The organism is Leisingera sp. S232, assembly GCF_049800895.1.
Taxonomy (GTDB): Bacteria; Pseudomonadota; Alphaproteobacteria; order Rhodobacterales; family Rhodobacteraceae; genus Leisingera.
On sequence record NZ_JBNAFX010000014.1, the window covers coordinates 58,774 to 82,810 of the forward strand.

Consider the following 24,037-nt stretch of genomic DNA (forward strand, 5'->3'; position numbering starts at 1 on the left):
TGCAGGCAGGCTGATACAAAAGCGCCGTAAACACAATGGGGCGGTTCCCAAGAATTTCCCCGTGCTGGCGGAATTGACTTTTTTCAAGGCCTTGCGCGCCAAAGGAAACGCCCGCCAAAGCGGCGGGCGTTTCAAACATGGTGAACAGGCCTGTCAGCCGATCTCGGCCAGACGTGCCAGTGCTTCCTTGATCTTGGCTTCTTCTTCTTCCCGCGCGGCAAGGTTCGCCTTGGCTTCCGCAACCACATCCTCCGGCGCCGAGGCCGCGAATTTCGGATTGTTCAGCCGCCCGCGCAAGCCGCCCAGCTCCTTGGCCAGCTTGCCCAGGGTTTTCTCCAGACGCGCCTTTTCGGCGTCCACGTCGATCACATCCGCCAGCGGCAGGCCAAAGGAGGCACCGGGTGCCGCAACAGAGGCGCAGCCTTTGGGGAAGCTCTCGACCTGCTCCAGCGTGGTGATGCGGGCCAGTTTCTGGATCATCGCCTCGTTCTTCTCCCAGGCAGACCGGGCCTGATCCGAGAATTCGGTGACAACCATCGGGATCTTGGCGCCAGCGGGCACATGCATCTGCGCGCGGGTAGAGCGGATGTTCTCAATCGCGGTGATCACCCAGTTCATTTCGGCATCCGCATCGGCATTGACCAGCTCGGTGCCATAGGTTGGCCAGTCTTCATGCACCAGCATGCCCGCGCGCTTGGCGGTGTTGCCCCACAGCTCTTCGGTGATGAAGGGCATAATGGGGTGCAGCAGGATCATGCACTGATCCAGCACCCAACCCAGCGTCTGGCGGGTTTCAGCGATCACCGCCTCATCCTCGGAACCGAACAGCGGTTTCGACAGCTCAATGTACCAGTCGCAGACTTTGCCCCAGACAAAGGCATAAAGCGCGTTGGCCGCGTCGTTGAACCGGTAGGCCTCAAGTGCCGCGTCCACCTCAACCCGCACTTTGGCGGTTTCGCCAATGATCCACTGGTTCACTGCCGCCTTGGCATCCGGGCAGGCATAGGCCGGGACGGCTTCGTCATAGACCTTGTTGAAATGGGCAAAATTCACCGCATTCCACAGTTTGGTGCCAAAGTTCCGGTAGCCCTTGAGGCGCTCCATATCCAGCTTCAGCACGCCACCAAGCGCCGCCATCGCCGCCGAGGAGAAGCGCAGCGCGTCGGCGCCGAACTCATCAATGATCTCCAGCGGGTCTACCACGTTGCCGGTGGATTTCGACATCTTCTTGCCCTTGGCGTCGCGCACCAGCCCATGCAGGTAGACAGTGTCGAACGGGATCTGATCGACCACAGCCAGCTGCATCATCATCATCCGGGCCACCCAGAAGAACAGAATGTCCTGACCGGTGACCAGGGTCGAGGTCGGGAAGTATTTCTGCATCTCGGCTGTGTTTTCCGGCCAGCCCAGCGTGCCGATCGGCCAGAGGCCGGAGGAGAACCAGGTGTCGAGGACGTCGGGGTCACGAGTGATCTTAATGGTCGCCTCGATTGGGTTCCCGTCATTCCCGAGCGTACAAATGACAGGCTCGACAAAACGGTCTTCGGGCAAGGCGTCACTCTCAACTCTGACATCGATAGCGCACCCAAGAATAGCTTCGTACTTGGATTTCGTTGCCGCGATTGCTTCAGCTTCAGAGGAGGCGCAGATTGCCTCCTTTTTGAAGGCATCTGCAGCAGGAGCGCCGCCGTCATAGCCTTCGATAGAAGGCCCATACCAAACCGGGATCTGATGGCCCCACCACAGCTGGCGGGAGATGCACCAGGGCTCGATGTTTTCCAGCCAGTGGTAATAGGTCTTCTCGCCCGATTCCGGCAGGATCTTCACGTCGCCATTGCGGACAGCATCCAGCGCCGGGCCAACAACCTTTTCCGCGTCCACAAACCACTGGTCGGTCAGCATCGGCTCGATCACCACCTTGGAGCGGTCGCCAAAGGGCTGCATGATCGGCTTGTTCTCGACCAGGGGAACGGAGACTTCGATCTCATTGCCCTCATCATCCTTGCGGGTCTCGGTGGTCATAACCGCCAGGCCCTCGCTGGTGATCTGCTCGACCACAAGCTTGCGCGCCTCGAACCGGTCCAAACCGCGCAAGTTCTCCGGCACAAGGTTGACGGCGTCGGCTTCACTCTCACTCAGGGTCTTTTCGCCCTTCGCCACGGCCATGGCGAGGGTAGCGGCGGTGTCATAGCTGTCGCCATCGGCTCGCATCGCACCCTTCATATCCATCAGGCGGTACATTGGAATGCCGCCGCGCTTGGCGACCTGATAGTCGTTGAAGTCATGGGCGCCGGTGATCTTCACCGCGCCCGAGCCAAAATCCTTGTCCGGGTATTCATCGGTGATGATCGGGATCAGGCGGCGGTGCTCCTTGGGGCCAACCGGAATTTCACAAAGCTTGCCCACAATAGGGGCGTAGCGCTCGTCCGAGGGGTGCACAGCCACAGCGCCGTCGCCCAGCATGGTTTCAGGCCGGGTGGTGGCGATGGAGATGTAATCACGCTCCTCCTCGAGGATGACGTTGCCGTCCTCGTCCTTCTCAACATAGGTATAGGTGGCGCCGCCCGCCAGCGGGTATTTGAAGTGCCACATGTGGCCGGCGACCTCAACGTTCTCGACCTCAAGGTCTGAAATCGCGGTCTCGAAATGCGGGTCCCAGTTGACCAGCCGCTTGCCGCGGTAGATCAGCCCCTTGTTGTACATCTCCACAAAGACCTTGATAACGGCGTCGTGGAAGTTGGGGGAGTTCTCGTGCCCGGTGCGAGTGTCGCCTGCTGCACCCGCCATGGTGAAGGCGGTGCGAGAGAAATCGCAGGAGGCGCCGAGACGTTTCAGCTGCTCGACAATGGTGCCGCCGGACTGCTCTTTCCATTCCCAGACCTTTTCCAGGAATTTCTCGCGGCCCAGTTCACGGCGCGAAGGCTGCTGGGTTTTGGCCAGCTCGCGCTCGACAACCATTTGGGTGGCGATGCCCGCGTGGTCGGTGCCCGGCTGCCACAGGGTGTCGAAGCCCTGCATGCGCTTCCAGCGGATCAAGATGTCCTGCAGCGTGTTGTTGAAGGCATGGCCCATGTGCAGAACGCCGGTGACGTTCGGCGGCGGGATCATAATGCAATAGGTCGAGGCCTCAGGCTTGGCATTGGCGCCTGCCTTGAAACAACCGGCTTCTTCCCAGGCCCTGTAAAGGCGGCTTTCGGCTTGTGCCGCGTTAAAAGTCTTGTCCATCGCCATCGCTACGTCCCTCATGCAGTTGGGCGATCAATTACCGAATGGGGCCGGGAAGGGGAAGGCGGATTTTGCCGCAAACGTTCCGTCTGGGACGGATGGAGCGCTATTGGGTATTTAAGACCAGAAAGAAGCGGCAAGATTTCGTTAACCAGAATCGGCGCACTCTCCTTATGCGGTACAGGCTGGGGAGCCGATGACCGCACCAGGAAGAAGCTGCCCTTGCTCCTGGCATGATTATCCCCTGGCGGACGGACGGCCAGCGGGCGAGGGCGCTTCGCTTGTGGCTTCTTTCTGGTCCCAAATACCTGATTTGGAGCCAAAGGCGCAAAAACCTGCGCGCGCCCAGCGGGCGCGCACCGCTCAACAGCTGTAATGCCGCAACCCTGCTTCTGCCCCTCTTTGACCGGGGCACGTGGTCAGGCGCCCGCGGGTGTTGTCTGAGGTCGATCAGGTCCTTGACTGTACAGTCTCGCTGCGCAGCGGGGTCACTTTGTGGCCCAGATTTTGCGGCGGCGTTGCTTGACCATTTCGTTGCCCTCTTCGGTGCCGTCATGAAAGGTGTGGAACCACTGGTCCCAGGGTGTCTCCCAGGTGCCGTAGTTACAGTCGAAGAACCTGTGATGCAGCTGGTGAAAGAAATCGCCGACCAGGAACCTGGCCTTGTTGCCGAGTTTCAGATGCTCAAACCCAGCATGAGAGGTCGGGGCTCCGATGCCGTGGTGGAACAAGAGGAAGATCGCCAGGGCAGGATGCGCGGGCAGCAGGAAGAAGATCATCGTGTCGAACATCAAAAAGAAGCTTTCCACCGGGTGCATCGCCAGGCCGGACCAGGGGCCGGTGTTGATGTTGCGGTGATGCCAGGCGTGCACCTTGGTGTAGAGCACACCTACATGCAGCAGCCGGTGCAGCCAGTAGAAGTGAAAGCCTGCCCAGATCGGGATGAAGATGGTCATCAGAATGAAGGGGCCCGGGTTTTCCTCCAGCGTGATCATGGTGACCCAGCCATTGGCATAGGCGTAGAGGATGAAGCTTTCCCAGAACGTCCAGAAGGTGAGCGCCGGGCCAAGGGTCCAGAACATATTGTCCCAGACCTGGTTCTTGAAGGTGAAGACCTTGGCGCCCTTCATCATCGGGCGCATGTCATAGCGGTACTCGTCAGCCTGGGTGCGGAACTTCCATAGCGCCAGATGCAGCCCACCGGCCACCACCATCAAGATGCAGAAGTTGCGGAACCAGATCTCCGCCACCCAGTCCCAGCTGAGCGTTGCAATGCGGTCCAGCGACGGGGTGAGGAAAGTCCAGGTGAAAACGGCAAAACCCAGCAAAAGCGCCCGCAGGGCCAGCGGGTTCCAGCTTTGCAGCAGGTATCTGACCGAAGCCAGTGGCCTCAAAGGCCAGTCCCAATAGGGGGAGGTCCGGATCGGCAGCTGCGGGGTGAAGTTCCAAATCTTGCGCTTGGGGCGCGGCGCATTGGCGGGACTTGTCATGTCTCGTTTCTCATCTGGCTAGTGGGGGGGCGCTGTTGCAGCGGGAATGTTCGCTGCATGAACTTTAGGCGAAGGGCGGGGAAACCCAGCACGGTATGTCTTGCCGGTTAGGCTAAGTTCAGCTTAGCCTACGTTCATGGCAACCCGCATTCCCTCTCTCAATTGGCTGCGCGTGTTCGAGGCTGCGGCGCGTACCGAAAGCTTTGCCCGGGCGGCGGCGCAGCTGAATATGTCGGCGGCCGCCGTCAGCCAGCAGGTGAAGGCGCTGGAAACCCAGCTGGGCACGCCGCTCTTTTACCGCCACGCCCACGCAGTGACGCTGACCGAGGCAGGGCGGGCCTATCTGCCCTCGGTGCAGCAGTCACTCTTGATGCTGGAGACCGCCACCACCGGCCTATTCGGCGAAAGCCGCGAGCAGCGGCTGTTCGTGCAATCGGTGCTGCTGTTTGCCCATGGGGTGCTGGCGCGCGGGGTGCCGGGTTTCCAGGCCGCGCACCCGCAAGTCAATCTGGCGCTCAGCACTGGCAATATGGCCGCAGATTTTGCCAACCGGTTCACCGACTTGCAGATCGTATTCGGCAACCCCGCGCTGTTCAGTACCGAAAGCGACGAGCTGCTGCGGGAGGTGCTGTATCCGATGGCACCGCCGGATGTTGCCGCCCAGATCACCGCTCCGCAGGAACTGGTTCAGTTTCCGCTGATCGAAGTCTCCACCCACCGCGCCAGCTGGGTTCAGTTGTTTGAACACCTGCGGCTGCCGCATGGGCAGGCGCGGTATTTTTTTGCCGACAATTCGCTGATGGCCGCAGAATTGGCGGCGCAGGGGGCCGGCATTGCGCTGGCCCGCGCGCCGGCGTCTGACGCAGCAATGAAAGCCGCCGGGCTGGTGCCGTGTTTGCCCGGGGTGACGGTGCCGGGGCAGGAGGCCTATCACCTGATCTACCCGGACCGCGGCGCCCTGCGCCCTGCAGCCCGGCTGTTCCGGGACTGGCTGCTGGATTATATGCGCAGCGTTTGAAGAAGAATTGAGGGCACGTCCGGCCCTGGGCAGGGGCGACCGGCTCTCTCCTGTAGGGGGCGGGCGGTAATGTGGCGACCTGAAGCCTTTACTGACCGGTCCGGTCCAGCTTGGTTGCCAGATGGATCAGGCTTTCGGAGGACCGCACCCCGCGTGCCTCCGCAATATGGTCGATGGTGTCGTCCAGTTCAGCCGTGCTTTGCGCCACCACCTGGGCCAGCAGGTCGAACCGGCCAGAGGTCGTGTGAACCACCTCCACCCCCGGCAGGCTGCGCAGGCGGGCCAGCACCTCCGGCCCCGACCGCGGCTCAATCGACATCAGTACCGTCGCCTGCAGCGGTGGCCGGGCGGCGGCGGAGGATTTGAGCGTGTAGCCAGTGATCACACCGGCGGACTCCAGACGCTCAATCCGTGCCTGAACAGTGGTCCGGGCGAGGTCCAGATGGCGGGCAAGCTCCGCCACCGGGCGGCGGGCGTTCTCCCGCAGCAGGGTGACAAGGCGCTGATCGATGTCGTCGGTTTGCATGCATTCCCTGCGATATGACGAAAACTTTCGTCACTATAGGCAATGTGCCAAGCGATATCGACGGGAAATTCTCGGAAAATATGTAAAACGAATGAGGGTTACCCGATGCAGCACATTCCTCCGCTTTGGCTTTCGCCTGAATCCCACCTGGCCCGCAGTGCGCCGGATCACCCGATCCTCTATTTCTCGCCGCGTGTCCTGCATGAGGTGGCCAGGCGGTTCCAAAGCGGCTTTCCGGGTCTGGTGACATATGCGGTCAAGGCGAACCCGCATCCGGCGGTCCTGTCTAACCTTGTGGCTGCGGGGATCTCTGCCTTTGATGTGGCGTCGCCCGCGGAAATGGAGGCGGTGCGTGCCGCCAGCCCCGGTGCGGTGATGCACTACAACAATCCGATGCGCTCAGCGGCGGAAATCGCGGCGGGAATCGAACATGGGGTCACCAGCTGGTCGGTGGATGAGCTGAGTGAACTGGAGAAACTGGACGCGGTGCCGCGCACTTGTGAAATTGCTGTCCGCTTTGCCCTGCCGGTGGCAGGCGCCGCCTATGATTTCGGCAGCAAATTCGGTGCAGCGCCAACAGAAGCGGTAGAGCTGCTGAAGCAGGTGGCGGCCAGGGGCTGGTCACCGGCGCTGTGTTTCCATCCGGGTACCCAGTGCGAAGATGAAGCCGCTTGGGTGGAATACATTCATGCTGCAAAGAAGATTGTCGATGACTCCGGTGTACAGATTGCGCGCCTGAATGTCGGCGGCGGCTTTGCTGCCAACCGGAACGGCGCGGCGCCGGATCTGGAGAAGGTCTTTGCCGCAATTGAAAAGGCGGCGGCCCAGGCCTTTGGCGCAAAGCAGCCCACTCTGATCTGCGAGCCGGGCCGGGCAATGGTCTCTGAAAGCTTTACATTGGCCGCGCGCATCAAGGGGATGCGCAACGGGGGCGCAGTTGTGTTCCTGAATGATGGTATCTATGGCGGGCTGGTGGATATCCGCGACATGGGGCTGCCGGGCCGGGTAGAGGTTGTCTCTGCGCGCGGCAAGCACCGGGCAGGCAAACGCAGGCCCCGGGTGGTGTTCGGCCCCACCTGCGACAGTCTGGACCGGCTGCCGGACGGGCTGCCGCTGCCGTGTGACGCCATGGCTGGCGACTATGTTCTGTTTCCGGGGCTTGGCGCCTATTCCTCGGCCATGAGCACGCAATTCAACGGCTACGGTCTCAGTGACGTGGTGACGGTGATTGAACTGGCTGGGCAACCGGCCAGCTAAGTGTCGCCTCGCGCCATGGATCGCCAGCCAACCCGATCAGCGGGCGGGCAAGGGCACATGCGGTAAACGCCAGCCAGTGAACCGGTACCGGGATGTCAGGTCCTGACCGGCCAGTCGATCCCGCCCGCAGCTGACCCTGGGGCACTGTCACTGGCGCGACAGATGGTGCCGGGGATTTTATCAAAGATCTTGGCCGCGCTGCGCAAGGGTCTGATACTGCGTGATTCTCCCCTTTCAACACCGAAATTGGTTAACGCGGAAAGCCCCGGGGCGTTGGGGTGTGTTACTATATTGAAAGTATTTTGGGTGATCCTTCAGATGGCAGGGAAGTGGAGTTTCTGGAGGATGGCCGGGTGAACATCGATGTCGGCAGACAGAGCGACGGGCAAGGGCATGAAACCGTCCACGCCGGGTTCCCTGCCGACCAGAGCGGCCTGTCGGCTGATCGTATCCAGATGTTCTGCAGTGACAGAGGACGCAACGCTCAGGGCGACGACACCAGTGGGCCGGGCTCTGCGGCAATCCGGGCCAATGCACCACGTGCAGCGCTGGAGGCCATGGAAATGGCCCGCGCGCAAGGCCGTACTGACCTTCAGCGTCACGCGGCGCGGGCCGGGCTGCCTGGTCGCTCTTTGCCAGATGGCGCAAATATTTCCGAAATTGTTATCGATCCGGAGGCTGGGCAAACAGACTGGGTGCGCTACACTGTAGTTGATGATTTCGGTAATCTGATCAACCTGATGTCGGCCGAAGGCCAGGTGCATGGCGGCGCGGCGCAGGGGCTGGAACAGACCATGCTGGAGCGGGTTGTCTTTGATGAAGAGCGACGACTGCTCACGGTTTCGTTTCTGGGCTGTGCATTGCCGCGGGCCAGCCGCGTGCCCATGATTGGAATCACCACAGAGCCGGTGCCTTTGGCACAGAACCAGCTGGGGATGAACGGCAGCGGCGAAGCGGGGGCCGCAGGTGCGCCGGTTGCTGTTGCAAACGTGGTGCAGGACCGCGGCATACGGCAGGTGGACATGCCGTTCACACCGTCGAGGATTTGGGAAGTGCTTAAGGGATGTTTCTGAAGCAGCTGAGCAATAGGGTTTTAGGGTGGCTGGGACGGCCGCTGCGCTCGGAGCATTCGGGTGAAGCCAAGCTGCGCGGTCCTCAGGCCCATGTGATTATTCTGGATGGCACCATGTCGACGCTGGAGGCAGGCCATGAAACCCATGCAGGCCAGCTGTACCGCCTGTGCCAGGAAATGGGCGGCCAAGTATCCGTCTTCTACGAATCCGGCGTGCAATGGAAGGGCTGGGGCAGCGCCCCTGACGTGATGATGGGGCGCGGGATCAATCGGCAGATCCGCCGCGCCTATGGCTATCTGGCGTCCCGTTACCGCCCCGGAGACAGGATTTACCTCTATGGCTATTCCCGTGGCGCCTATGCGGTGCGGTCGCTGGCTGGGGTGATCGACCGGATCGGCCTTCTGAAAGCGGAACATGCCACTGTGCGCCACATCCGCACCGCCTACCGCCACTATCGGTTAAACGGACGGTCCCAGACCGGTGCGGCTTTCAGCGCCGCGCATTGCCACGATACGGTGGAAATCGAGATGGTCGGTGTTTGGGATACGGTTAAGGCACTGGGCTTGCGGCTGCCGCTGCTGTGGCGCTGGGCGGAAAAACAGCATAATTTCCACAACCACACGCTGGGGCCGCATATCAAAAGCGGCTACCATGCCCTGGCGCTGGATGAGACGCGGGACGTTTTCAGACCGGTGCTGTGGGATTGCCCGAAAGCCTGGGATGGCCATGTGGAACAAGTGTGGTTCCGCGGCGCCCATGGCGACGTAGGCGGCCAGCTGGGCGGGTTTGAGGCGGCACGGCCACTGGCCAATGTCTCTTTGGTCTGGATGCTGGAGAAAGCTGAGGAGCGTGGGCTGCCGTTGCCGCTGGACTGGCGGATGCGGTTTCCGGTGGACCCCAAGGCCGCCTCGGTAGGCACCTGGCAGGGATGGGGTAAGATTTTTCTGCTGCGCAGCCGCCGCCGGGTCGGGTTGGATGCCAGTGAACGTCTGCACAGCAGCGCGGGTCCCGGTCGACACGCGGCGCAGGCGGCAGGCGGCTGGCTGGCAAGATTTTCCAAAACCTGACAGAGGCGACTGACCGAAGCTGCGCAGGAAAAGGCGGGTTTTGCTGGGCCGCTGCCGCCTGAGACGGATAGCCGCCCTAGCGGCCAGCAGCTCTGCGTTGCTCCAGTTCTTTCTGCAGCCGCTTCAGCGACTGCGAGACAATCAGCTTATGCGCCGGCCTGACCGGCAGCATGTAGATGCGGCCAAACAGGGTATGGGTGACCACTGATGTGGTAAGGCTGAGCACACCGCTGTTGCAGCAGACGCAGGTCATCACATCCAGGTGCCGGTCCCGCGCGGTGAGGGTCAGCAGCTGGTCAGATGCGGCCTCCACCAGGAAGAAATCGAGCATGTCTCCCGTTTTCACATCTGCGCGCTGCTGACCAGAAAAGCCGCCGACACGCTTCACGCCGAACAACGCTGACATGGCATCACGCAGCCAAAAGGCCAGTTTCAACCCGGGCAGCGGCTGTTTGTGAATGATGTTCCAAGCCTCCAGCGGGGTGACCGGAACCGGCAAAACCAGCGATTGCGTATCAAGAAAATCCAGCTCCCCGGCCGGAGCTAGAACCTGGATGCGGGCCGTTGCTGCACGGGCGAGGCTGTTTGACGGCATGGCCTGTCTTTCTGAGGTTTTTGGATTTCTTGCAGATGTTCAGATCTTGCAGATACTTAGGTGAAAAACTGCAACAAGCAAGGCCGTGCAGGGCATGCCCCAGTTTTATGGCCCCGCGTTTAAGATGGTGCGATCTGCATCACGATACAGGTGGTGGAGCCGGTGGCATAAAGGCGTCCGTCCGCAACTCCGCGCAACGCACCATGGGCAACGCCGGTGGAGCGACCCACGTGATCGATGCTGCCGGTGCAGTCAATCAGGGTGCCAAGCGGGATGGGCCGCAGAATGTTGATCTTGTATTCCAAGGTTGTATAGACCGAGCCCCGCGGCACCTTGGTCATCACCGAACAGGCCATGGCGCTGTCCAGCAGCGTGCCGTACCAGCCGCCATGCACCGTGCCCATCGGGTTGCAGACGTGGAATTCCGGGGTGCCGCGAAACACGACCTGGCCGTCTTCGACCGAATGCAGATAAAAGCCCAGCGTCTTTGCAATTGGCGGGCCGGGCAGGCGGCCCTCCAGAATGCCTTGCATGAACTCCAGCCCGGAGATCCCGGTCGTCTGCTCCAGCGTCAGAAGGTCAGCGGGTTTTTCAGCGTAGAACATGGCGCGGGTCCTTGGGCAGTTATGCCGCCATTAGAAACCGCGCCGCCATGGGCGCAACGTTTACGCCACGTTCTGCAGCGACACTTTGGGAGTGACGCCCAGGGCAAAGCAGACATCGCGGGTCAGCTCGGGCCGGTTCAGCGTGTAAAAATGCAGCCTGTCCACGCCGCCCTCCAGCAGATCAGAGCAGAGCTCGGTGCAGAGTGCGGTGGCCAGTAGTTCTTCGCGGTCATCGCGCAGCGCCTTGTCGAACGCATTTTCAACCCAGTCCGGGATAATGGTGCCGCAGCGTTTGGCAAAGTTGCGCGCTCCCTTCCAGTTCTCGATCGGCAGAATGCCGGGGGTGAGCCTGCTGCCGTCAATACCGGCCTTTTCGCAGGCATCGCGGAAACGGAAGAAGGTGTCAGCCTCAAAGAAGAATTGGGTCAGCGCCTCATCCGCACCGGCATCCAGCTTGCGCTTCAGCCATTCGACATCGGCGGCTTGATCCGCGGCTTCCGGATGGCGGTCCGGGTAGGCGCCAACCTTGATCTTGAAGTCGCCGCGGGCCTTCAGCCCCTTGATCAGCTCAACCGAATTGGCAAAGCCTTCGGGATGCGGGGTGAACCTGCCTTCGCCCTTGGGCGGGTCGCCGCGCAGGGCGACAATCTCGGTCACGCCAGCGGCCGCAAACTGATCCGCGATCTCCAGCGTTTCGGCCTTGGAGGCGTTCACGCAGGTCAGATGCGCGGCCACATTCAGGCCGGAGGATTTGTGCAGCGTCGCAACCGCATCGCGGGTCAGGCTGCGCGTGGTGCCGCCTGCACCATAAGTCACCGACACAAAACGCGGGTCCATTGGAGCGAGGACTTGCACGGTGTCCCAAAGCCGGAAAGAGGCTTCGAGATTTTGCGGCGGGAAGAATTCAAAGGAAATCTTGGGCGTCGTCATGCTCGGGGTCTCTCGCTAGGTTGATTTCACCTCTTGTTGCATGGTCTCATACGTGAGACAATTTCATAATTCTCAAGAACAACATGAGCGATCTGATAGGATGCACATCGAATTTCGCCATCTGCGCACCATCAAGGCCATCCATGAGGCCGGGGGGCTGGCAAGGGCTGCTGAGCAGCTGAATATCACCCAAAGCGCGTTGAGCCATCAGGTGAAAGGGCTGGAGGATCAGGCCGGTGTCGAGCTGTTCATCCGGCGCTCCAAGCCGATGAAACTGTCGCCGGCAGGGCTGCGGCTTTTGCGGCTGGCAGAGCAGGTTTTGCCGCAAGTGGAAGCCACACAAGCGGAATTTTCCTCGCTTCGTGACGGCAACACCGGCCGGATGCATATCGCCATTGAATGCCACGCCTGTTTTGAGTGGCTGTTTCCGGTGCTGGAAGGGTTCCGCAGGAACTGGGGCGATGTCGATGTGGATATCCGTCCGGGCCTGGCCTTTGATGCGCTGCCTGCACTGCAAAAAGAGGAGGTGGATCTGGTGGTGTCCTCCGACCCGGAGGATATCGCCGGTGTCGAGTTTATCGAGCTGTTTGATTACAATGCCGTGTTTGTTGCCTCGGCGCAGCATCCGCTTGCCGCAAAACCCTTTGTCGAGGCTGCGGATTTCATCGGGCAGAACCTGATCACCTACCCGGTTGAAAAGGCCCGGCTGGATGTGTTCAGCCAGTTGCTGATCCCGGCAGGCGTCGAACCTGCCTCGATCCGCCAGGTGGAGCTGACGGCGGTGATCCTCTTGCTGGTGGCCTCCAACCGCGGGGTGTCGGTGCTGCCGGACTGGGTGGTGCGGGAGGTGAAATATTCCTCCGACTATGTGACCCGGCCGCTCACCAAATCGGGGATCACCCGCAGGCTCTATGCGGCGATCCGGGCGGATGACCGCGAAAAACCCTTCATGCAGGAGCTGATCCGGCTGGCCAAGGTCGAGGCCCGCAAGCTGCAGCTTATGTAAAGGCTGCAGGGTGGGGAGGCGCGGAGCGGCCTGCGCCGTTCCGGCGCCTGTGCCCGCTCCGCGCGGTTGCGTGATCCGGCGGGCGCGGCGTCTGGATCAGACCAGTTTGACGATCTGCTTGCCAGTATTGCCGCCCTGCAGCATCGACAGAAATGTCTTGGGGGCGTTCTCCAGCCCTTCGGCGATGTCTTCCAGATACTTGATGCTGCCGCTGGCAACCATCGGGCCCGCTTCGCGCAGGAAATCGCCGTAGCGGTGGTAGTGGTTGAAGATGATGAAGCCGTTCACAGACAGGAATTTGACCAGCACATCGCGCCAGATCGCCGGAGCCGTCAGACTGGTCTGGGCGCCCTCGTACCAGGCGACCATGCCGCAGACCGGAATGCGGCCGAAACTGTTCATCAGTGGCAGCACCGCTTCCAGCACTTTGCCGCCGACATTTTCATAATAGATGTCGATGCCGTCCGGGCATTCTGCTGCCAGCGCCTCGCGGAGGGCTTCGGAACTGTCATAGGCGCGGTGATCGAGGCAGGCGTCAAAGCCGAAGGTTTCAACTGCCAGTTTGCACTTGTCAGGTCCCCCCGCGATGCCAACCACACGCAGGCCTTTCTGCTTGGCCAGCTGCCCGACCATTGATCCGACCGGGCCGGTGGCGGCGGCAACCACCAGGGTTTCGCCCGCCTGCGGGCGCCCATAGGCGTCCAAGCCATGCCATGCGGTAAACCCCGGCATGCCGAGAACGCCGAGCGCAGTGGTGAGCGGTGCCAGTCCCGGGTCCAGTTTGCGGATGTCCGAGGCTTTGGCGCAGGCATGGCTGGCCCAGCCGAACATGCCCAATGCAAAGTCGCCGGGTTGGAAATCCGGGCTGTTGGAGGCAATCACCTTGCCGACGCCGCCTGCGGTCATGACGGCACCAACCTCCACTGGCGGGGCATAGGATTTGCCTGCGTTCATGCGGCCGCGCATGTACGGGTCCAGCGACATATAGTGAACCTTTACAAGCACTTCTCCCTCAGATGGCTGGGGCAGGCTGACGCTTTCCAGACGGAAATTTTCTTCGCTGGCTTGTGTGTCCGGGCGGCTGGCAAGCACGATACGCTGCATTTGTCCTGTCATCGGGGTGTTCCTTGTTCTGTTTGCACCGGAATGTGATCCGGCCAGAGATGGAATTCAACCATTCCAGCCGCAGTAACCGCGCGTCACGGCCGTTAGCCTCTTTGGGGCATAACCCCTTGGCAAGCGCAGACTGGGAGCGTATAGGCACGGCTTGACCCGGCATCTCCCCGACGTGACAGGATTCTGCAGACATGATTGGCAGCGCAAACCTCAATGTGATGATCAAGGCCGCCCGCAAGGCAGGCCGTTCCCTGGTGAAAGATTTCCGCGAGGTGGAGAACCTGCAGGTGTCGATGAAAGGCGCGGGAGATTTTGTCTCCAGGGCTGACATCGCCGCCGAGAAGATCATCAAGGAAGAGCTGCGCAACGCGCGTCCGACCTATGGCTGGCTGGCCGAAGAGGGCGGCGAGGAAGACGGCGAGGATCCGACGCGCCGCTGGATTGTCGACCCGCTGGACGGCACCACCAACTTTCTGCACGGGCTGCCGCACTGGGCGATTTCCATTGCGCTGGAGCATAAGGGCCAGATCGTCGCCGGTGTGGTCTATGACGCCGCCAAGGATGAGATGTTCTTTGCTGAAAAGGGTGCTGGCGCCTGGATGAACGACACCCGCATCCGTGTGTCAGGACGCCATCGGATGATCGAGTCGATCTTTGCCACCGGCGTGCCGTTCGGCGGCCGCGCCGACCTGCCGCTGACCCTGCAGGATCTGGCCCGCCTGATGCCCGCCTGCGCCGGCGTGCGCCGCTGGGGCTCTGCCGCGCTGGACATGGCCTATGTGGCCGCAGGCCGCTATGAGGGCTTCTGGGAACGCCGTCTGAACGCCTGGGATCTGGCCGCAGGCATCATCATCGTGAAAGAGGCCGGCGGCCTGGCCGAAGCCATCGACCGGGAAGCAGGCATCATCGACAGCGGCTCTGTGGTCTGCTCGAACGAGCCGATCTTCGAGAATTTCGCCAAGGTGATCCGCGGCTGAACTGGCAAGCAGGCTGAGACTATGAAACGCGGCCATTGCACCGCGTTTTTTGTTTCGTGTGGGGGCGCGGGCGCAGCCCGGCTGTCAGCCAGGCAGACGGTCATTGCTGATCAGAGGGATGGTTCACCCCGTCATTCCAGGGGATCTCGCCATAGGTTTCCGGATGCGTCCGCGGATTGGCGCCTTCGAGACAGCCCAGATTGACGCCGCATTCCCTGGGGTCCGAGCGGCGCTGATGGTGGGTGTAGATACCGCAGGTCTTGCAGAAATAGTGTTTCGCCGCATGGGTGCCCCAGGTATAGAGGCTGAGGTTCTCGGCCCCCTTCAGCACCTTCAGGCTGGCGGCAATGGCGGTAACCGCCGCTGCGCCGCGGCGGCGGCAAAAGGAACAATCGCAGCGCGCGGCAGAGGCAAGGCCGCTGGGGAACTCTGCCTCTATCTCAACAGTGCCGCAGTGGCAGATGGCGCGTAGAAGGGGCATCAGAGCTTCCTTTCCTGACTGAATGTGAGCTGGGCCTTTAATATTTCCCCGTAAAATCTTCGAGCGCAGCTCTACCATTTTACATCCCCGATGCCTATCGGGGGAGCGGCCTGCGCTTTATCCAGTTGCGTGTTTCATGGTTTCGCAGGCCGCTTTTTCAAGCACAGCTGTTGGAGGCGTGGGGCGGCCTGAGGCCTTACTTGCCCCAGGGTCCCGGACGCGGCTTCTTGCGCGGCAGTTTGGGGATGCGGCTGGCGGCGTATTCGTACTCATTCTCTGGATGTGGTGGCAGCCCTTGGGTCTTGTTCCAGAAACCCGGCCCGCCGCGGCGCAGCCACAGGGGCAGGCACAGGACCAGCCCCACCGCAAAACCGCCGGCATGGGCCCAATAGGCAACGCCGCCCTGATCCGGGTCGGCGCCAAGGCCGCCAAAGAATTGCATCACCAGCCACAGGCCCAGCATGACAAAGGCGGGAATGGTGAAGATGCGGAAATAGATGATCAGCACCAGCAGGATATCGACGCGGGCCTTGGGGAACATCAACAGGTAGCCGCCCATCACGCCAGCTATGGCGCCGGAGGCGCCGACCGTTGGAACCCAGGAGCCGGGAGCCGAGTACACATGGATCAACCCGGCGCCGATGCCGCTGGCGAGGTAGAAGGCGAGGAAGGCGAGATGGCCCATCTCATCTTCCAGGTTGTCGCCGAAGATCCACAGAAACAGCATGTTGCCGCCCAGATGCATCAGCCCTGCGTGGATGAACATCGAAGTAAAAAGTGTCTCAAACCCGTTGCCCTTGCTGATTTCGGCCGGGACCACCGCATAGGCATCATAGAACAGGGCGAGTGCGCGGGGGGAAGCATAGCTGGCTGAATAGTAGAAATAGGCCAGGATATTCGCCGCCATCAGCGCATAGACAACATAGGGTGTGCGGCCGGACGGGTTGTGATCTCGGATCGGAAACATGGGGGAACGCTGGGCCGGAAATGGCCCTGCGTCAAGCGGTTAAGCGAAACAGGATGGTGATTTGAGCACCGCCCGGCGGCAAGCCGGGCAGCGCAGTTGTTTCGGGTGGTCTCCAGGTCAGGCGTTGCCACCCAAAAGCTGCGCATTGCCACCAGAGGCGGTGGTGTCGACGCAGACGTGGCGTTCTGCCAGCACGCGGGCGCGGTCGGGTTTGCCGGGGATCAAAGGGATGATCGGGCCGACGCGTTTGGCCAGCGCCTGTTCGATGTCCCGCCCGGTAGCCTCATCGCCCCACCACAGGACACCAGCAATGCCTGCCATCGTTTCCAGCCGGTGCAGGTCGAACATGCCATCCGCCTGCATGGCGGTGCCGCCCAGGCTGATCACGTGTTTGGCCTGCGCCTCGGCCGCCTCGGCGCCTGGCCCCATGCACAGAAGCGGCGGCCGGGCAAAAAGGGTCAGGCGGTTCGATTCACCGGTCGGACCGGGCAGGGTGGTGGTCACCGGCTGCGCAGGCACGCCGCTGATTGCGGGCAGCGCAGAGGTGGTCGTCTCCCACTGGCTGCTGCTTTGCTGCCGGTCCGGCGCGCAGAACCGGCTGAGGTAGTCGGGGCCGCCGGCCTTGGGACCGGTGCCCGAAAGCCCCTCGCCACCAAAAGGCTGGCTGCCAACAATGGCGCCGATCTGGTTGCGGTTCACATAGAGGTTGCCCGCATGCACCCGGTCGCAGACATGCTGCACCCGGTCATCGATGCGGGTGTGCAGCCCAAAGGTGAGCCCGTAGCCGGTGGCGTTGATGTCGTCGATGATCTTGTCCAGCTCCTGGGACTGGAAGCGCACCACATGCAGGACCGGGCCAAAGATTTCTTCTTCCATCCAGGCGATGTCCGGGATTTCGATCAGGGTCGGCCCGACAAACGTGCCGGCCTGCGGTGGCCGGATTTCCTTCAGCACCCGGCCTTGCATGCGGGCCTTGGCAATATGGGCCAGGATGCCAGAGCGCGCCTTGTCGTCGATCACCGGGCCGCTGTCAGTGCTAAGATGCCAGGGGTCGCCCACCTGCAAAAGGTCCATCGCGCCCTGCAGCATCTCCAGCACGTTGTCGGCGATGTCGTCCTGCAGGTAGAGGCAGCGCAGCGCTGAACAGCGCTGGCCTGCGGATTGAAAGGCGCTTTCGACGACCGATTGCACCGCTTGTTCGGGCAGCGCGGTGGAGTCGACGATCATCGCATTCAGCCCGCCGGTCTCGGCCACCAGTGGCGCCCCGGGGCGCATGGTGTCAGCCATGGTGGCGCGAATGCGCATGGCAGTGGCGGTGGAGCCGGTGAAGCTGACGCCGGCAACCCGCGCATCGCCAGTAATGGCAGCGCCAACCTTGGAGCCGCGGCCCGGCAGCAGCTGCAGCGCATGGCGCGGTACGCCGGCCTCATGCAGCAGCTGCACCGCGCGATGGGCCACCAGCGGGGTGGGGTCGGCGGGTTTGGCCAGAACGCCGTTGCCGGTGGCCAGCGGTGCCGAGATCAGGCCGGTGAAAATCGCCAGTGGGAAATTCCACGGCGAAATGCTGGAGATCACGCCGGCGGGGTCTGCATCGGGGATGCGGGCGGCGTAATAGCGCAGAAAGTCCACCGCCTCGCGCAGCTCGGCCACCGCATCGGGGATGGTCTTGCCAGCCTCGCGGGCCAGGATCGCAAACAGCTCGCCATAGTTTTCCTCGTAGAGATCGGCGGCCTTGTTCAGCACGGCGGCACGTTCGCTGGCCGGGGCACTCCAGGGCGCTGCGGCAGCCAGTGCGGTTTCCAGATCCGCGCCGGAGCAATATCGCACCTTGCCCACCGGGCTGAGGTCGGCGGGGTTGGTCACATCCAGCGGCGCCTCGGGCCGGGCCTCGCCAGCGATCAGCGGTCCGGCCTCCCAGGTGTGGGTCCGCCAGGGCGCGCGGGCGTCTTCGATGCGGGCAAGCGTCGGCGCATGGCCGAGGTCGAACCCTTTGGAGTTAGGGCGCTCCGGCGCATAAAGCTCTGGCCCGGTCGGGATTTTGCGGGTGATGTCCGCAATCTCTGCAAAGGGGTCGGCGGCGACCTCTTCGGGCGGGACGTTCTCGTCCACGATCTGGTTCACAAAGGAAGAGTTGGCGCCGTTTTCCAGCAGGCGGCGCACCAGATAGGCCAGCAGATCGCGGTGGGCGCCAACAGGTGCGTAGATCCGGCAGTTGGTCCTGTTCTGCTCCAGTACCATCTGATGCAATGTCTCTCCCATGCCATGCAGGCGCTGGAATTCATAAGCCGCATTATCGATGGATTGGGCCATATGCAGGATGGCAGAGACGGTATGCGCGTTGTGGGTGGCAAACTGCGGATAGATCCGGTCTGTCAGCCCCAAGAGCTTGCGTGCGTTGGAGATATAGGACACATCGGTCAGCGCCTTGGAGGTAAAGACCGGGAAGCCATCGACGCCCTCAACCTGGGCGCGCTTGATCTCGGTATCCCAATAGGCGCCTTTTACCAAACGCACCATGAAGCGGCGGTCGTATTTCTCGGCCATCTCATGCAGGGCGTCAATTGCCAGCCCGGTGCGCGGGCCATAGGCCTGCACAACCACGCCAAATCCGTCCCAGCCCGCCAGAGCCGGATCCGAGACCACCGCGTCAATGACTTCCAGCGACAGCGACAGGCGGTCGGCTTCCTCGGCGTCAACATTGAGACCCATCTTGGCCGCTTTGGCCAACAGCGCCAGCGCCTTCAGGCGCGGCACCAGATGCTCCATCACACTGTTTTCCTGTGCCAGTTCATAGCGCGGGTGCAGGGCAGACAGCTTTACCGAGATGCCGGGATTCCTGCGGATGTCGTCGCTGTTGCAGGCGGCGGCAATGGATGAAATCGCCTTGGAATAGGCCAGATGGTAACGGGCGGCGTCTGCCTCGGTGCGGGCGGCTTCGCCCAGCATGTCATAGGAATAGCTATAGCCCTTGGCCTCTATCCCGGCAGCGCGGTCCATGGCGCTTTCGATGGTTTCGCCCAGCACGAATTGGCGGCCCATTTCCTTCATCGCGCGGCTGACAGCGGTGCGGATCACCGGTTCGCCCAGCCGCTTGATGGCGCCGCGCAGGGCGCCGATGGGGCTGCGCTCTTCGTCCAGCACCTTGCCGGTCAGCATCAAGGCCCAGGTCGAGGCATTGACCAGCGAGGAGGTGGATTTGCCCAGATGCTTGCCCCAGTCCGAAGGCGCGATCTTGTCCTCGATCAGCGCATCGATTGTGTCCGCATCCGGCACCCGCAGCAACGCTTCGGCCAGGCACATCAGCGCCACGCCTTCGTCGGTCGACAGCCCGTATTCGGCCAGGAAAACCTCCATCAGCCCCGGTGCCGAATGGCCGCGGATGTCGCGCACCAATGCGGCGGCGTTGGCGCAAATGCGGTTGCGGTCTGCGTCAGTAAGGGCGGCCTGGGCCACCAGCTGGTCGCGGATCGCGGCTTGGTCGGCATAGGTGCCGGCGTCGATCCGGAAGCGAAGTTTGGTATCAGCGGTCATGAGGTGACTCCACAAGAAAATGTGCAGGGCTTTTGTTAAGCCTACACGCTTTGCGGCGGGACAATTGACTGAATTGATGATATCCATAGGTCAAATGGGTAAAAATGTGAAAATTGAAGGTCCAAATGAACTCCATAGACCTTGATCGCTTTGACCGGGCGATTCTCAACGTGCTGAGCGAAGACGGCCGCATTTCCATTGCGGACCTTGCCCGGCGTATCGGCCTGTCAAAGACCCCGACCCAGACCCGGCTCAAGCGGTTGGAGGCGGAAGGCATCATCACCGGCTACCGGGCGCTGGTGGATCCGATCCGGCTGGGGCTGGATCATGTGGCCTTTGTCGAAGTGAAGCTCGACGACACCCGCGAAGCGGCGCTGTCCAAGTTCAACGCCGCGGTGGCGCGGTTGCCGGAGATTGAACAGGTGCATATGATGGCATCGCATTTCGACTACCTCTTGAAGGTGCGCACCCGGTCCATGACGGATTACCGGGCGGTGCTGGGAGAGAAGATCTCCTCGCTGCCGCATGTCGCGTCCACATCCACCTATGTTGCAATGCAGGCGGTCAAGGAAGACGGCGTTCTGGGCCCGCTTTAGAGCTAAATCCGCTGCGCAGCTTCCCCAGACTTGATTGAAATAGCAGATATGCGAGCATGGGGCATGTTCCTTGCTCCGCTTCGCGTCCATATTTCCCAGGCCTGCACCGCTACGGTTTTCTGTGCCGCAGCGGTATCTCCAGCACAGGCATCAGATTGCCCCGCCGCACCAAACCACAGCGGCCCGCTTGGGGCGCTGATCAGCGAGGTGCAGAAGGCGGAAACTGAAACCCAGGCCCGCGAAATCGGCAACCGGATGTGGGAATACTGGGCAGATGCGCCAAACGCACAGGCGCAGGCCATTCTTGACCGCGGCATGTCCAAACGCTCTGTCTTTGACTTCCTGGGTGCATTGGCGGCCTTTGATCAGCTGATCGACTATTGTCCGGACTATGCCGAAGGTTACAACCAGCGCGCTTTTGTGCATTACCTGCGCCGGGACTTTGCAGCTGCTCTTGCTGATCTGGATCGGGCGCTGGCGCTATCTCCCCGCCATATCGCTGCACTAAGCGGCCGCGCGCTGTCACTATACGGCCTGTCGCGGCTGGAGGAGGCACGACAGGCGCTGTCTGAGGCGCTGAAGCTGAACCCCTGGTTGCCGGAGCGTTTCCTGGCGGACCCCGGCGGGCCGCTGGCGCCACCCGGCGCCGGGGATACAGAGCTGTAGCTCTGTCCGGGCTTTGGGAAATTTGCCTTTCGAGCCGAAAACATATTGTCCGCGTGATTTCAGGAGGCTAGACCTTCACCTGAGGTGCCCGGCAGCGGCACCCTGAGCCCGCGTGGTGGAATGGTAGACACCGGAGACTTAAAATCTCCTGGCCGTATGGCCGTGCCGGTTCGAGTCCGGCCGCGGGCACCACTGAAATCAAAGGGATTTCCCTGTTTTCTTCTATCTCTGGGGTTCGCCAGATTTTTGCGCCTCCCACATGCGACCCCTACAGTCACGTTTTGTTCCTGATCTGGTGCAGGCTGGTTCCGGCGCTGCTGCGCAGATCGCGAATTGCGGTTGCCGCAGGAGCAGGCTGTGGTGCCAGCGGGGAAAGGTGGCGTCGGCATGCGGCCGGTCTGCCCCAAGGGCGCGTGAAATGACACTCGGGCAGCCTTTAGGCATCAATGCCCGCAAGGTGTCTGAATTGAAATCTGGCAGCACCGCAGATTGACGGCGGGGCTGCCAGGGGTCGATCGGATGTGACGGGGTATGTCAGCCGCGGCCACGGTAGGGCGGCACGCCCTGATCCGGAATCCAGACCCCCTCGGGCATCGGGCCGGTCTGCCAGAACACATCAATCGGGATGCCGCCGCGCGGGTACCAGTAACCACCGATGCGCAGCCATTGCGGCGCAAGGAAATCCGCCAGGCGGCGGGCGATGGAGATGGTGCAATCTTCATGGAAGGCGCCGTGGTTGCGAAAGGACGTGAGGAACAGCTTCAGAGATTTGCTTTCCACCAGCCATTCGCCCGGCACGTAATCGATCACCAGATGGGCAAAATCCGGCTGGCCGGTCATCGGGCAGAGCGAGGTGAACTCCGGTGCGGTGAAGCGCACGTTGTAGGCCACGTCTCCTTGCGGGTTCTGAACCCGTTCCAGTTCGGCCTGTTCGGGGCTTTGCGGCACGATGGTGTCGCCGCCCAGCTGCTTTAGATTGCTGTAGATACTGTCAGACATATCGGTTTCCTTGTCTTCAGACGCCACGCTTGTTGCCCCAGACCAGCACATGCAGCTGGGGCAGGACGCGGGGCGTGAACCAGCCGTCGCCGGTCACTTTTTCAATCAGCCACAAAAGGCGTTCGGTGGCCTGGTTCAGATCGACGGGCTGCGCCGGGTCGACCTCCGGGTTGCCGGGTTGCAGATACAGCGGCAGCTCCGGGTGGCGCGCGGCGGCAGCTTTGGCCCAGGCATAGTCGGCGTCGTCAAACACAACGATCTTCATCACCGCCTTGCCGCAGCCCTGGGCGTGATGCAGGCAGCGGGTGAATTTGTGCCAGTCGGTCTTTTCGCCGCTTGATGGCGGTTTCGGGCTCAGCACCAGCGTATCCAGCGCCCCGAACCAGGGTTGCGAAACCGAGCCCTGCGTTTCGCAGGCAAACCGGTAACCTTCTTTCTGGCCGATGGCGATCACCGGTGCAAAGTTCTGGATTGCCGGGTTGCCGCCCGAGATCGACACCGTCAAAGGTTTGCCGCCGGACAGGCGGCGCACTTCGTCCATGACCTCTTCAGGCGCCATCACCGCCCAGTCGCCGCGAAAGGCGCTGTCGACCGCATGCATGCTGTCGCACCAGCTGCAACGGTAGTCGCAGCCGCCTGCGCGCACGAACACAGTGGGTTCGCCGATCAGCACGCCTTCGCCCTGAATGGTGGGGCCGAAGATCTCCGCGATGCGCAGGCTCACGGCCGGTACTCCGCCCAGGTCTTGGGGGTCTCCGAGACTTTGACGGCTGCCACTTCCGGCCAGCGCGCGTGGCACCAGTCATAGAAATGTTTCGCCATATTCTCAGCGGTCGAATGCCCCTCCAGCACATCGTTCAGATGCCGGTGGTCAAAGGTTTCGTCGATGTAGGCTTTCAGCGGCTTCAGCTCGTGATAGTCGCGCACAAAACCGTCCGCATTCAGTTCTTTGGCTGCCAGCTCCACCACCACGACATAGTTGTGGCCGTGCATCCGGGCGCATTGGTGATCCGGCGGCAGATGCGTCAGCTGGTGCGAGGCGGAAAAGTGGAATTCCTTGGTGATCCGGAACATCAGGCGCCGTCCTTGCCTGCAATTGCAGCTTTCCAGAAATCGGGGTCGGTATATTCTGTCGGATCTTCGACGCCGGCCAGATGGAAGGCCTCGCGCCGCTCCACACAGGTGCCGCAGCGCCCGCAGTGCTTGTCGCCGCCCTTGTAACAGGACCATGTGTCGGCAAAAGGCGTGTTATGGGCAGCACCGGCGGTGACAATGTCACCCTTGGTGCGGTGCACAAACGGCGTGTAAAGCCGCACATCGGCGTAACCATCCAACGCAGCTCGCTGCATCGCGTCAAACGCCTCGGTAAAGGCCGGGCGGCAGTCCGGATAGATGAAATGGTCGCCGCCATGCACGGCTGTTGCCACCGCGTCGTCGCCGTTGGCGGCAGCGATGCCATAGGCGATGGTCAGCATGATGGCGTTGCGGTTCGGCACCACGGTGACCTTCATGGTCTCTTCGGCATAGTGGCCGTCTGGCACATCAATGTCATCGGTCAGAGCCGAACCCGAAAGCGCGGCGCCGATCCCGCGCATGTCGATGATGTCATGCGGCACGCCCAGCCGTTCGGCGGCGGCGGCGGCATAGTCCAGTTCCTTCTTGTGGCGCTGGCCGTAATCAAAGGAGACAAGACGGGTCAGCTGATGTTCTTCAGCAACCATATGGGCAAGCGAAACGGAATCCAGCCCGCCTGAGCAGATAACGATAGTCTTCATGTTTGAACCCTTGTTTTGATGACCGGGTAGGCTGCGACCGGTGCCGGGCGTTTAGCAGCAAGGCGGGAATGGCGCAAGGTGCGGGCGCATTGCGAACATTCGGCAGGACTTGTTGGGGAAATTTGAAAGTTTGGCGT

General features: G+C 61.8%; 22 protein-coding genes and 1 tRNA gene. 9 read left to right on the forward strand and 14 right to left on the reverse strand.

Features of this window, described 5'->3' with window-relative positions; all coding sequences use genetic code 11:
* Positions 1-153: 153 nt before the first annotated feature.
* Together ACP151_RS10780 and ACP151_RS10785 are read right to left on the reverse strand one after the other, a co-directional pair.
* Positions 154-3,231, reverse strand: a complete 3,078-nt coding sequence (locus ACP151_RS10780; protein WP_424978944.1) for a valine--tRNA ligase — start codon at positions 3,229-3,231, stop codon at positions 154-156.
* A 482-nt stretch (positions 3,232-3,713) separates the two neighbouring features.
* Positions 3,714-4,715 carry a sterol desaturase family protein gene (locus ACP151_RS10785; RefSeq protein WP_424978910.1) on the reverse strand — a complete coding sequence of 334 codons (1,002 nt, stop codon included), beginning with the start codon at positions 4,713-4,715 and terminating at the stop codon, positions 3,714-3,716.
* 136 nt (positions 4,716-4,851) lie between these two features.
* Here ACP151_RS10785 and ACP151_RS10790 point away from each other — a divergent pair, with 136 nt between their 5' ends.
* Positions 4,852-5,733 (forward strand): LysR family transcriptional regulator, encoded by an 882-nt coding sequence (locus ACP151_RS10790; RefSeq protein ID WP_424978911.1) that lies wholly within the window; start codon positions 4,852-4,854, stop codon positions 5,731-5,733.
* 88 nt (positions 5,734-5,821) lie between these two features.
* Here the strand turns inward: ACP151_RS10790 and ACP151_RS10795 are convergent, their stop codons facing one another.
* Entirely contained in the window at positions 5,822-6,259 is a 438-nt protein-coding gene (locus ACP151_RS10795; protein ID WP_424978912.1) for an Lrp/AsnC family transcriptional regulator, read from the reverse strand.
* Positions 6,260-6,364: 105 nt separating this feature from the next.
* Here ACP151_RS10795 and ACP151_RS10800 point away from each other — a divergent pair, with 105 nt between their 5' ends.
* The 3 genes from ACP151_RS10800 to ACP151_RS10810 all read left to right on the forward strand — a co-directional run bounded on the left by ACP151_RS10800 (position 6,365) and on the right by ACP151_RS10810 (position 9,656).
* Complete coding sequence (locus tag ACP151_RS10800; RefSeq protein WP_424978913.1) at positions 6,365-7,516, forward strand: type III PLP-dependent enzyme; 1,152 nt, start codon at positions 6,365-6,367, stop codon at positions 7,514-7,516.
* A 302-nt stretch (positions 7,517-7,818) separates the two neighbouring features.
* Positions 7,819-8,589 (forward strand): molybdopterin cofactor-binding domain-containing protein, encoded by a 771-nt coding sequence (locus ACP151_RS10805; protein ID WP_424978914.1) that lies wholly within the window; start codon positions 7,819-7,821, stop codon positions 8,587-8,589.
* Positions 8,580-9,656 (forward strand): DUF2235 domain-containing protein, encoded by a 1,077-nt coding sequence (locus tag ACP151_RS10810; RefSeq protein ID WP_424978915.1) that lies wholly within the window; start codon positions 8,580-8,582, stop codon positions 9,654-9,656. The genes ACP151_RS10805 and ACP151_RS10810 overlap by 10 nt, the downstream gene beginning before the upstream one ends.
* Before the next feature lie 76 nt (positions 9,657-9,732).
* On the opposite strand, the gene ACP151_RS10815 is transcribed toward ACP151_RS10810, so the two are convergent.
* The 3 genes from ACP151_RS10815 to metF all read right to left on the reverse strand — a co-directional run bounded on the left by ACP151_RS10815 (position 9,733) and on the right by metF (position 11,786).
* Positions 9,733-10,251, reverse strand: coding sequence for a DUF2867 domain-containing protein (locus ACP151_RS10815; protein ID WP_424978916.1), 519 nt, complete (start codon positions 10,249-10,251; stop codon positions 9,733-9,735).
* A 119-nt stretch (positions 10,252-10,370) separates the two neighbouring features.
* Positions 10,371-10,856 (reverse strand): PaaI family thioesterase, encoded by a 486-nt coding sequence (locus ACP151_RS10820; RefSeq protein ID WP_424978917.1) that lies wholly within the window; start codon positions 10,854-10,856, stop codon positions 10,371-10,373.
* A gap of 60 nt (positions 10,857-10,916) precedes the next feature.
* Entirely contained in the window at positions 10,917-11,786 is an 870-nt protein-coding gene (gene metF, locus ACP151_RS10825; RefSeq protein ID WP_424978918.1) for a methylenetetrahydrofolate reductase [NAD(P)H], read from the reverse strand.
* Positions 11,787-11,886: 100 nt separating this feature from the next.
* Here metF and ACP151_RS10830 point away from each other — a divergent pair, with 100 nt between their 5' ends.
* Positions 11,887-12,792, forward strand: a complete 906-nt coding sequence (locus ACP151_RS10830) for a LysR family transcriptional regulator (protein WP_424978919.1) — start codon at positions 11,887-11,889, stop codon at positions 12,790-12,792.
* A gap of 96 nt (positions 12,793-12,888) precedes the next feature.
* Here ACP151_RS10830 and ACP151_RS10835 read toward each other — a convergent pair whose 3' ends face one another.
* Positions 12,889-13,908 (reverse strand): NADP-dependent oxidoreductase, encoded by a 1,020-nt coding sequence (locus ACP151_RS10835; protein WP_424978920.1) that lies wholly within the window; start codon positions 13,906-13,908, stop codon positions 12,889-12,891.
* 191 nt (positions 13,909-14,099) lie between these two features.
* On the opposite strand from ACP151_RS10835, the gene ACP151_RS10840 reads away from it, so the two are divergent.
* Complete coding sequence (locus ACP151_RS10840; RefSeq protein WP_424978921.1) at positions 14,100-14,885, forward strand: inositol monophosphatase family protein; 786 nt, start codon at positions 14,100-14,102, stop codon at positions 14,883-14,885.
* A 100-nt stretch (positions 14,886-14,985) separates the two neighbouring features.
* Here ACP151_RS10840 and ACP151_RS10845 read toward each other — a convergent pair whose 3' ends face one another.
* The 3 genes from ACP151_RS10845 to putA all read right to left on the reverse strand — a co-directional run bounded on the left by ACP151_RS10845 (position 14,986) and on the right by putA (position 19,864).
* Positions 14,986-15,366, reverse strand: coding sequence for a GFA family protein (locus tag ACP151_RS10845; RefSeq protein ID WP_424978922.1), 381 nt, complete (start codon positions 15,364-15,366; stop codon positions 14,986-14,988).
* A gap of 196 nt (positions 15,367-15,562) precedes the next feature.
* The gene (locus ACP151_RS10850; protein ID WP_424978923.1) at positions 15,563-16,333 is read right to left on the reverse strand and encodes a rhomboid family intramembrane serine protease; all 771 of its coding nucleotides are present in this window, start codon (positions 16,331-16,333) and stop codon (positions 15,563-15,565) included.
* A gap of 117 nt (positions 16,334-16,450) precedes the next feature.
* Positions 16,451-19,864: a bifunctional proline dehydrogenase/L-glutamate gamma-semialdehyde dehydrogenase PutA gene (gene putA, locus ACP151_RS10855; RefSeq protein WP_424978924.1), complete on the reverse strand. Its 3,414-nt coding sequence runs from the start codon at positions 19,862-19,864 to the stop codon at positions 16,451-16,453.
* Positions 19,865-19,989: 125 nt separating this feature from the next.
* On the opposite strand from putA, the gene ACP151_RS10860 reads away from it, so the two are divergent.
* From ACP151_RS10860 to ACP151_RS10870, 3 genes are all read left to right on the forward strand, one after another.
* Positions 19,990-20,460, forward strand: a complete 471-nt coding sequence (locus ACP151_RS10860) for an Lrp/AsnC family transcriptional regulator (RefSeq protein ID WP_424978925.1) — start codon at positions 19,990-19,992, stop codon at positions 20,458-20,460.
* A 63-nt stretch (positions 20,461-20,523) separates the two neighbouring features.
* A complete protein-coding gene (locus ACP151_RS10865) occupies positions 20,524-21,126 on the forward strand; it encodes a tetratricopeptide repeat protein (RefSeq protein ID WP_424978926.1) in 603 nt (200 codons plus the stop codon).
* A gap of 106 nt (positions 21,127-21,232) precedes the next feature.
* Positions 21,233-21,318, forward strand: a tRNA-Leu gene (locus ACP151_RS10870).
* Positions 21,319-21,660: 342 nt separating this feature from the next.
* Here ACP151_RS10870 and queF read toward each other — a convergent pair.
* The 4 genes from queF to queC are packed head-to-tail and all read right to left on the reverse strand — an operon-like array spanning position 21,661 to position 23,900.
* Positions 21,661-22,125, reverse strand: a complete 465-nt coding sequence (gene queF / locus ACP151_RS10875; RefSeq protein WP_424978927.1) for a preQ(1) synthase — start codon at positions 22,123-22,125, stop codon at positions 21,661-21,663.
* 16 nt (positions 22,126-22,141) lie between these two features.
* Complete coding sequence (gene queE, locus ACP151_RS10880) at positions 22,142-22,849, reverse strand: 7-carboxy-7-deazaguanine synthase QueE (RefSeq protein WP_424978928.1); 708 nt, start codon at positions 22,847-22,849, stop codon at positions 22,142-22,144.
* The gene (gene queD / locus ACP151_RS10885; protein ID WP_424978929.1) at positions 22,846-23,199 is read right to left on the reverse strand and encodes a 6-carboxytetrahydropterin synthase QueD; all 354 of its coding nucleotides are present in this window, start codon (positions 23,197-23,199) and stop codon (positions 22,846-22,848) included. The genes queE and queD overlap by 4 nt, the downstream gene beginning before the upstream one ends.
* Entirely contained in the window at positions 23,199-23,900 is a 702-nt protein-coding gene (queC, locus tag ACP151_RS10890; protein WP_424978930.1) for a 7-cyano-7-deazaguanine synthase QueC, read from the reverse strand. The genes queD and queC overlap by 1 nt, the downstream gene beginning before the upstream one ends.
* Positions 23,901-24,037: the final 137 nt, after the last annotated feature.

What these genes read in the sequence shown, in the direction of transcription:
- queD (WP_424978929.1), bottom strand. Translation starts at nt 23,199, where the DNA reads ATGTTCCGGATCACCAAGGAATTCCACTTTTCCGCCTCGCACCAGCTG.
- ACP151_RS10865 (WP_424978926.1), top strand. Translation starts at nt 20,524, where the DNA reads ATGTTCCTTGCTCCGCTTCGCGTCCATATTTCCCAGGCCTGCACCGCT.
- ACP151_RS10860 (WP_424978925.1), top strand. Translation starts at nt 19,990, where the DNA reads ATGAACTCCATAGACCTTGATCGCTTTGACCGGGCGATTCTCAACGTG.
- ACP151_RS10785 (WP_424978910.1), bottom strand. Translation starts at nt 4,715, where the DNA reads ATGACAAGTCCCGCCAATGCGCCGCGCCCCAAGCGCAAGATTTGGAAC.
- metF (WP_424978918.1), bottom strand. Translation starts at nt 11,786, where the DNA reads ATGACGACGCCCAAGATTTCCTTTGAATTCTTCCCGCCGCAAAATCTC.
- queF (WP_424978927.1), bottom strand. Translation starts at nt 22,125, where the DNA reads ATGTCTGACAGTATCTACAGCAATCTAAAGCAGCTGGGCGGCGACACC.
- ACP151_RS10795 (WP_424978912.1), bottom strand. Translation starts at nt 6,259, where the DNA reads ATGCAAACCGACGACATCGATCAGCGCCTTGTCACCCTGCTGCGGGAG.
- ACP151_RS10840 (WP_424978921.1), top strand. Translation starts at nt 14,100, where the DNA reads ATGATTGGCAGCGCAAACCTCAATGTGATGATCAAGGCCGCCCGCAAG.
- ACP151_RS10780 (WP_424978944.1), bottom strand. Translation starts at nt 3,231, where the DNA reads ATGGCGATGGACAAGACTTTTAACGCGGCACAAGCCGAAAGCCGCCTT.
- ACP151_RS10835 (WP_424978920.1), bottom strand. Translation starts at nt 13,908, where the DNA reads ATGACAGGACAAATGCAGCGTATCGTGCTTGCCAGCCGCCCGGACACA.
- ACP151_RS10830 (WP_424978919.1), top strand. Translation starts at nt 11,887, where the DNA reads ATGCACATCGAATTTCGCCATCTGCGCACCATCAAGGCCATCCATGAG.
- ACP151_RS10850 (WP_424978923.1), bottom strand. Translation starts at nt 16,333, where the DNA reads ATGTTTCCGATCCGAGATCACAACCCGTCCGGCCGCACACCCTATGTT.
- ACP151_RS10845 (WP_424978922.1), bottom strand. Translation starts at nt 15,366, where the DNA reads ATGCCCCTTCTACGCGCCATCTGCCACTGCGGCACTGTTGAGATAGAG.
- ACP151_RS10820 (WP_424978917.1), bottom strand. Translation starts at nt 10,856, where the DNA reads ATGTTCTACGCTGAAAAACCCGCTGACCTTCTGACGCTGGAGCAGACG.
- putA (WP_424978924.1), bottom strand. Translation starts at nt 19,864, where the DNA reads ATGACCGCTGATACCAAACTTCGCTTCCGGATCGACGCCGGCACCTAT.
- ACP151_RS10810 (WP_424978915.1), top strand. Translation starts at nt 8,580, where the DNA reads ATGTTTCTGAAGCAGCTGAGCAATAGGGTTTTAGGGTGGCTGGGACGG.
- ACP151_RS10815 (WP_424978916.1), bottom strand. Translation starts at nt 10,251, where the DNA reads ATGCCGTCAAACAGCCTCGCCCGTGCAGCAACGGCCCGCATCCAGGTT.
- ACP151_RS10800 (WP_424978913.1), top strand. Translation starts at nt 6,365, where the DNA reads ATGCAGCACATTCCTCCGCTTTGGCTTTCGCCTGAATCCCACCTGGCC.
- queC (WP_424978930.1), bottom strand. Translation starts at nt 23,900, where the DNA reads ATGAAGACTATCGTTATCTGCTCAGGCGGGCTGGATTCCGTTTCGCTT.
- ACP151_RS10790 (WP_424978911.1), top strand. Translation starts at nt 4,852, where the DNA reads ATGGCAACCCGCATTCCCTCTCTCAATTGGCTGCGCGTGTTCGAGGCT.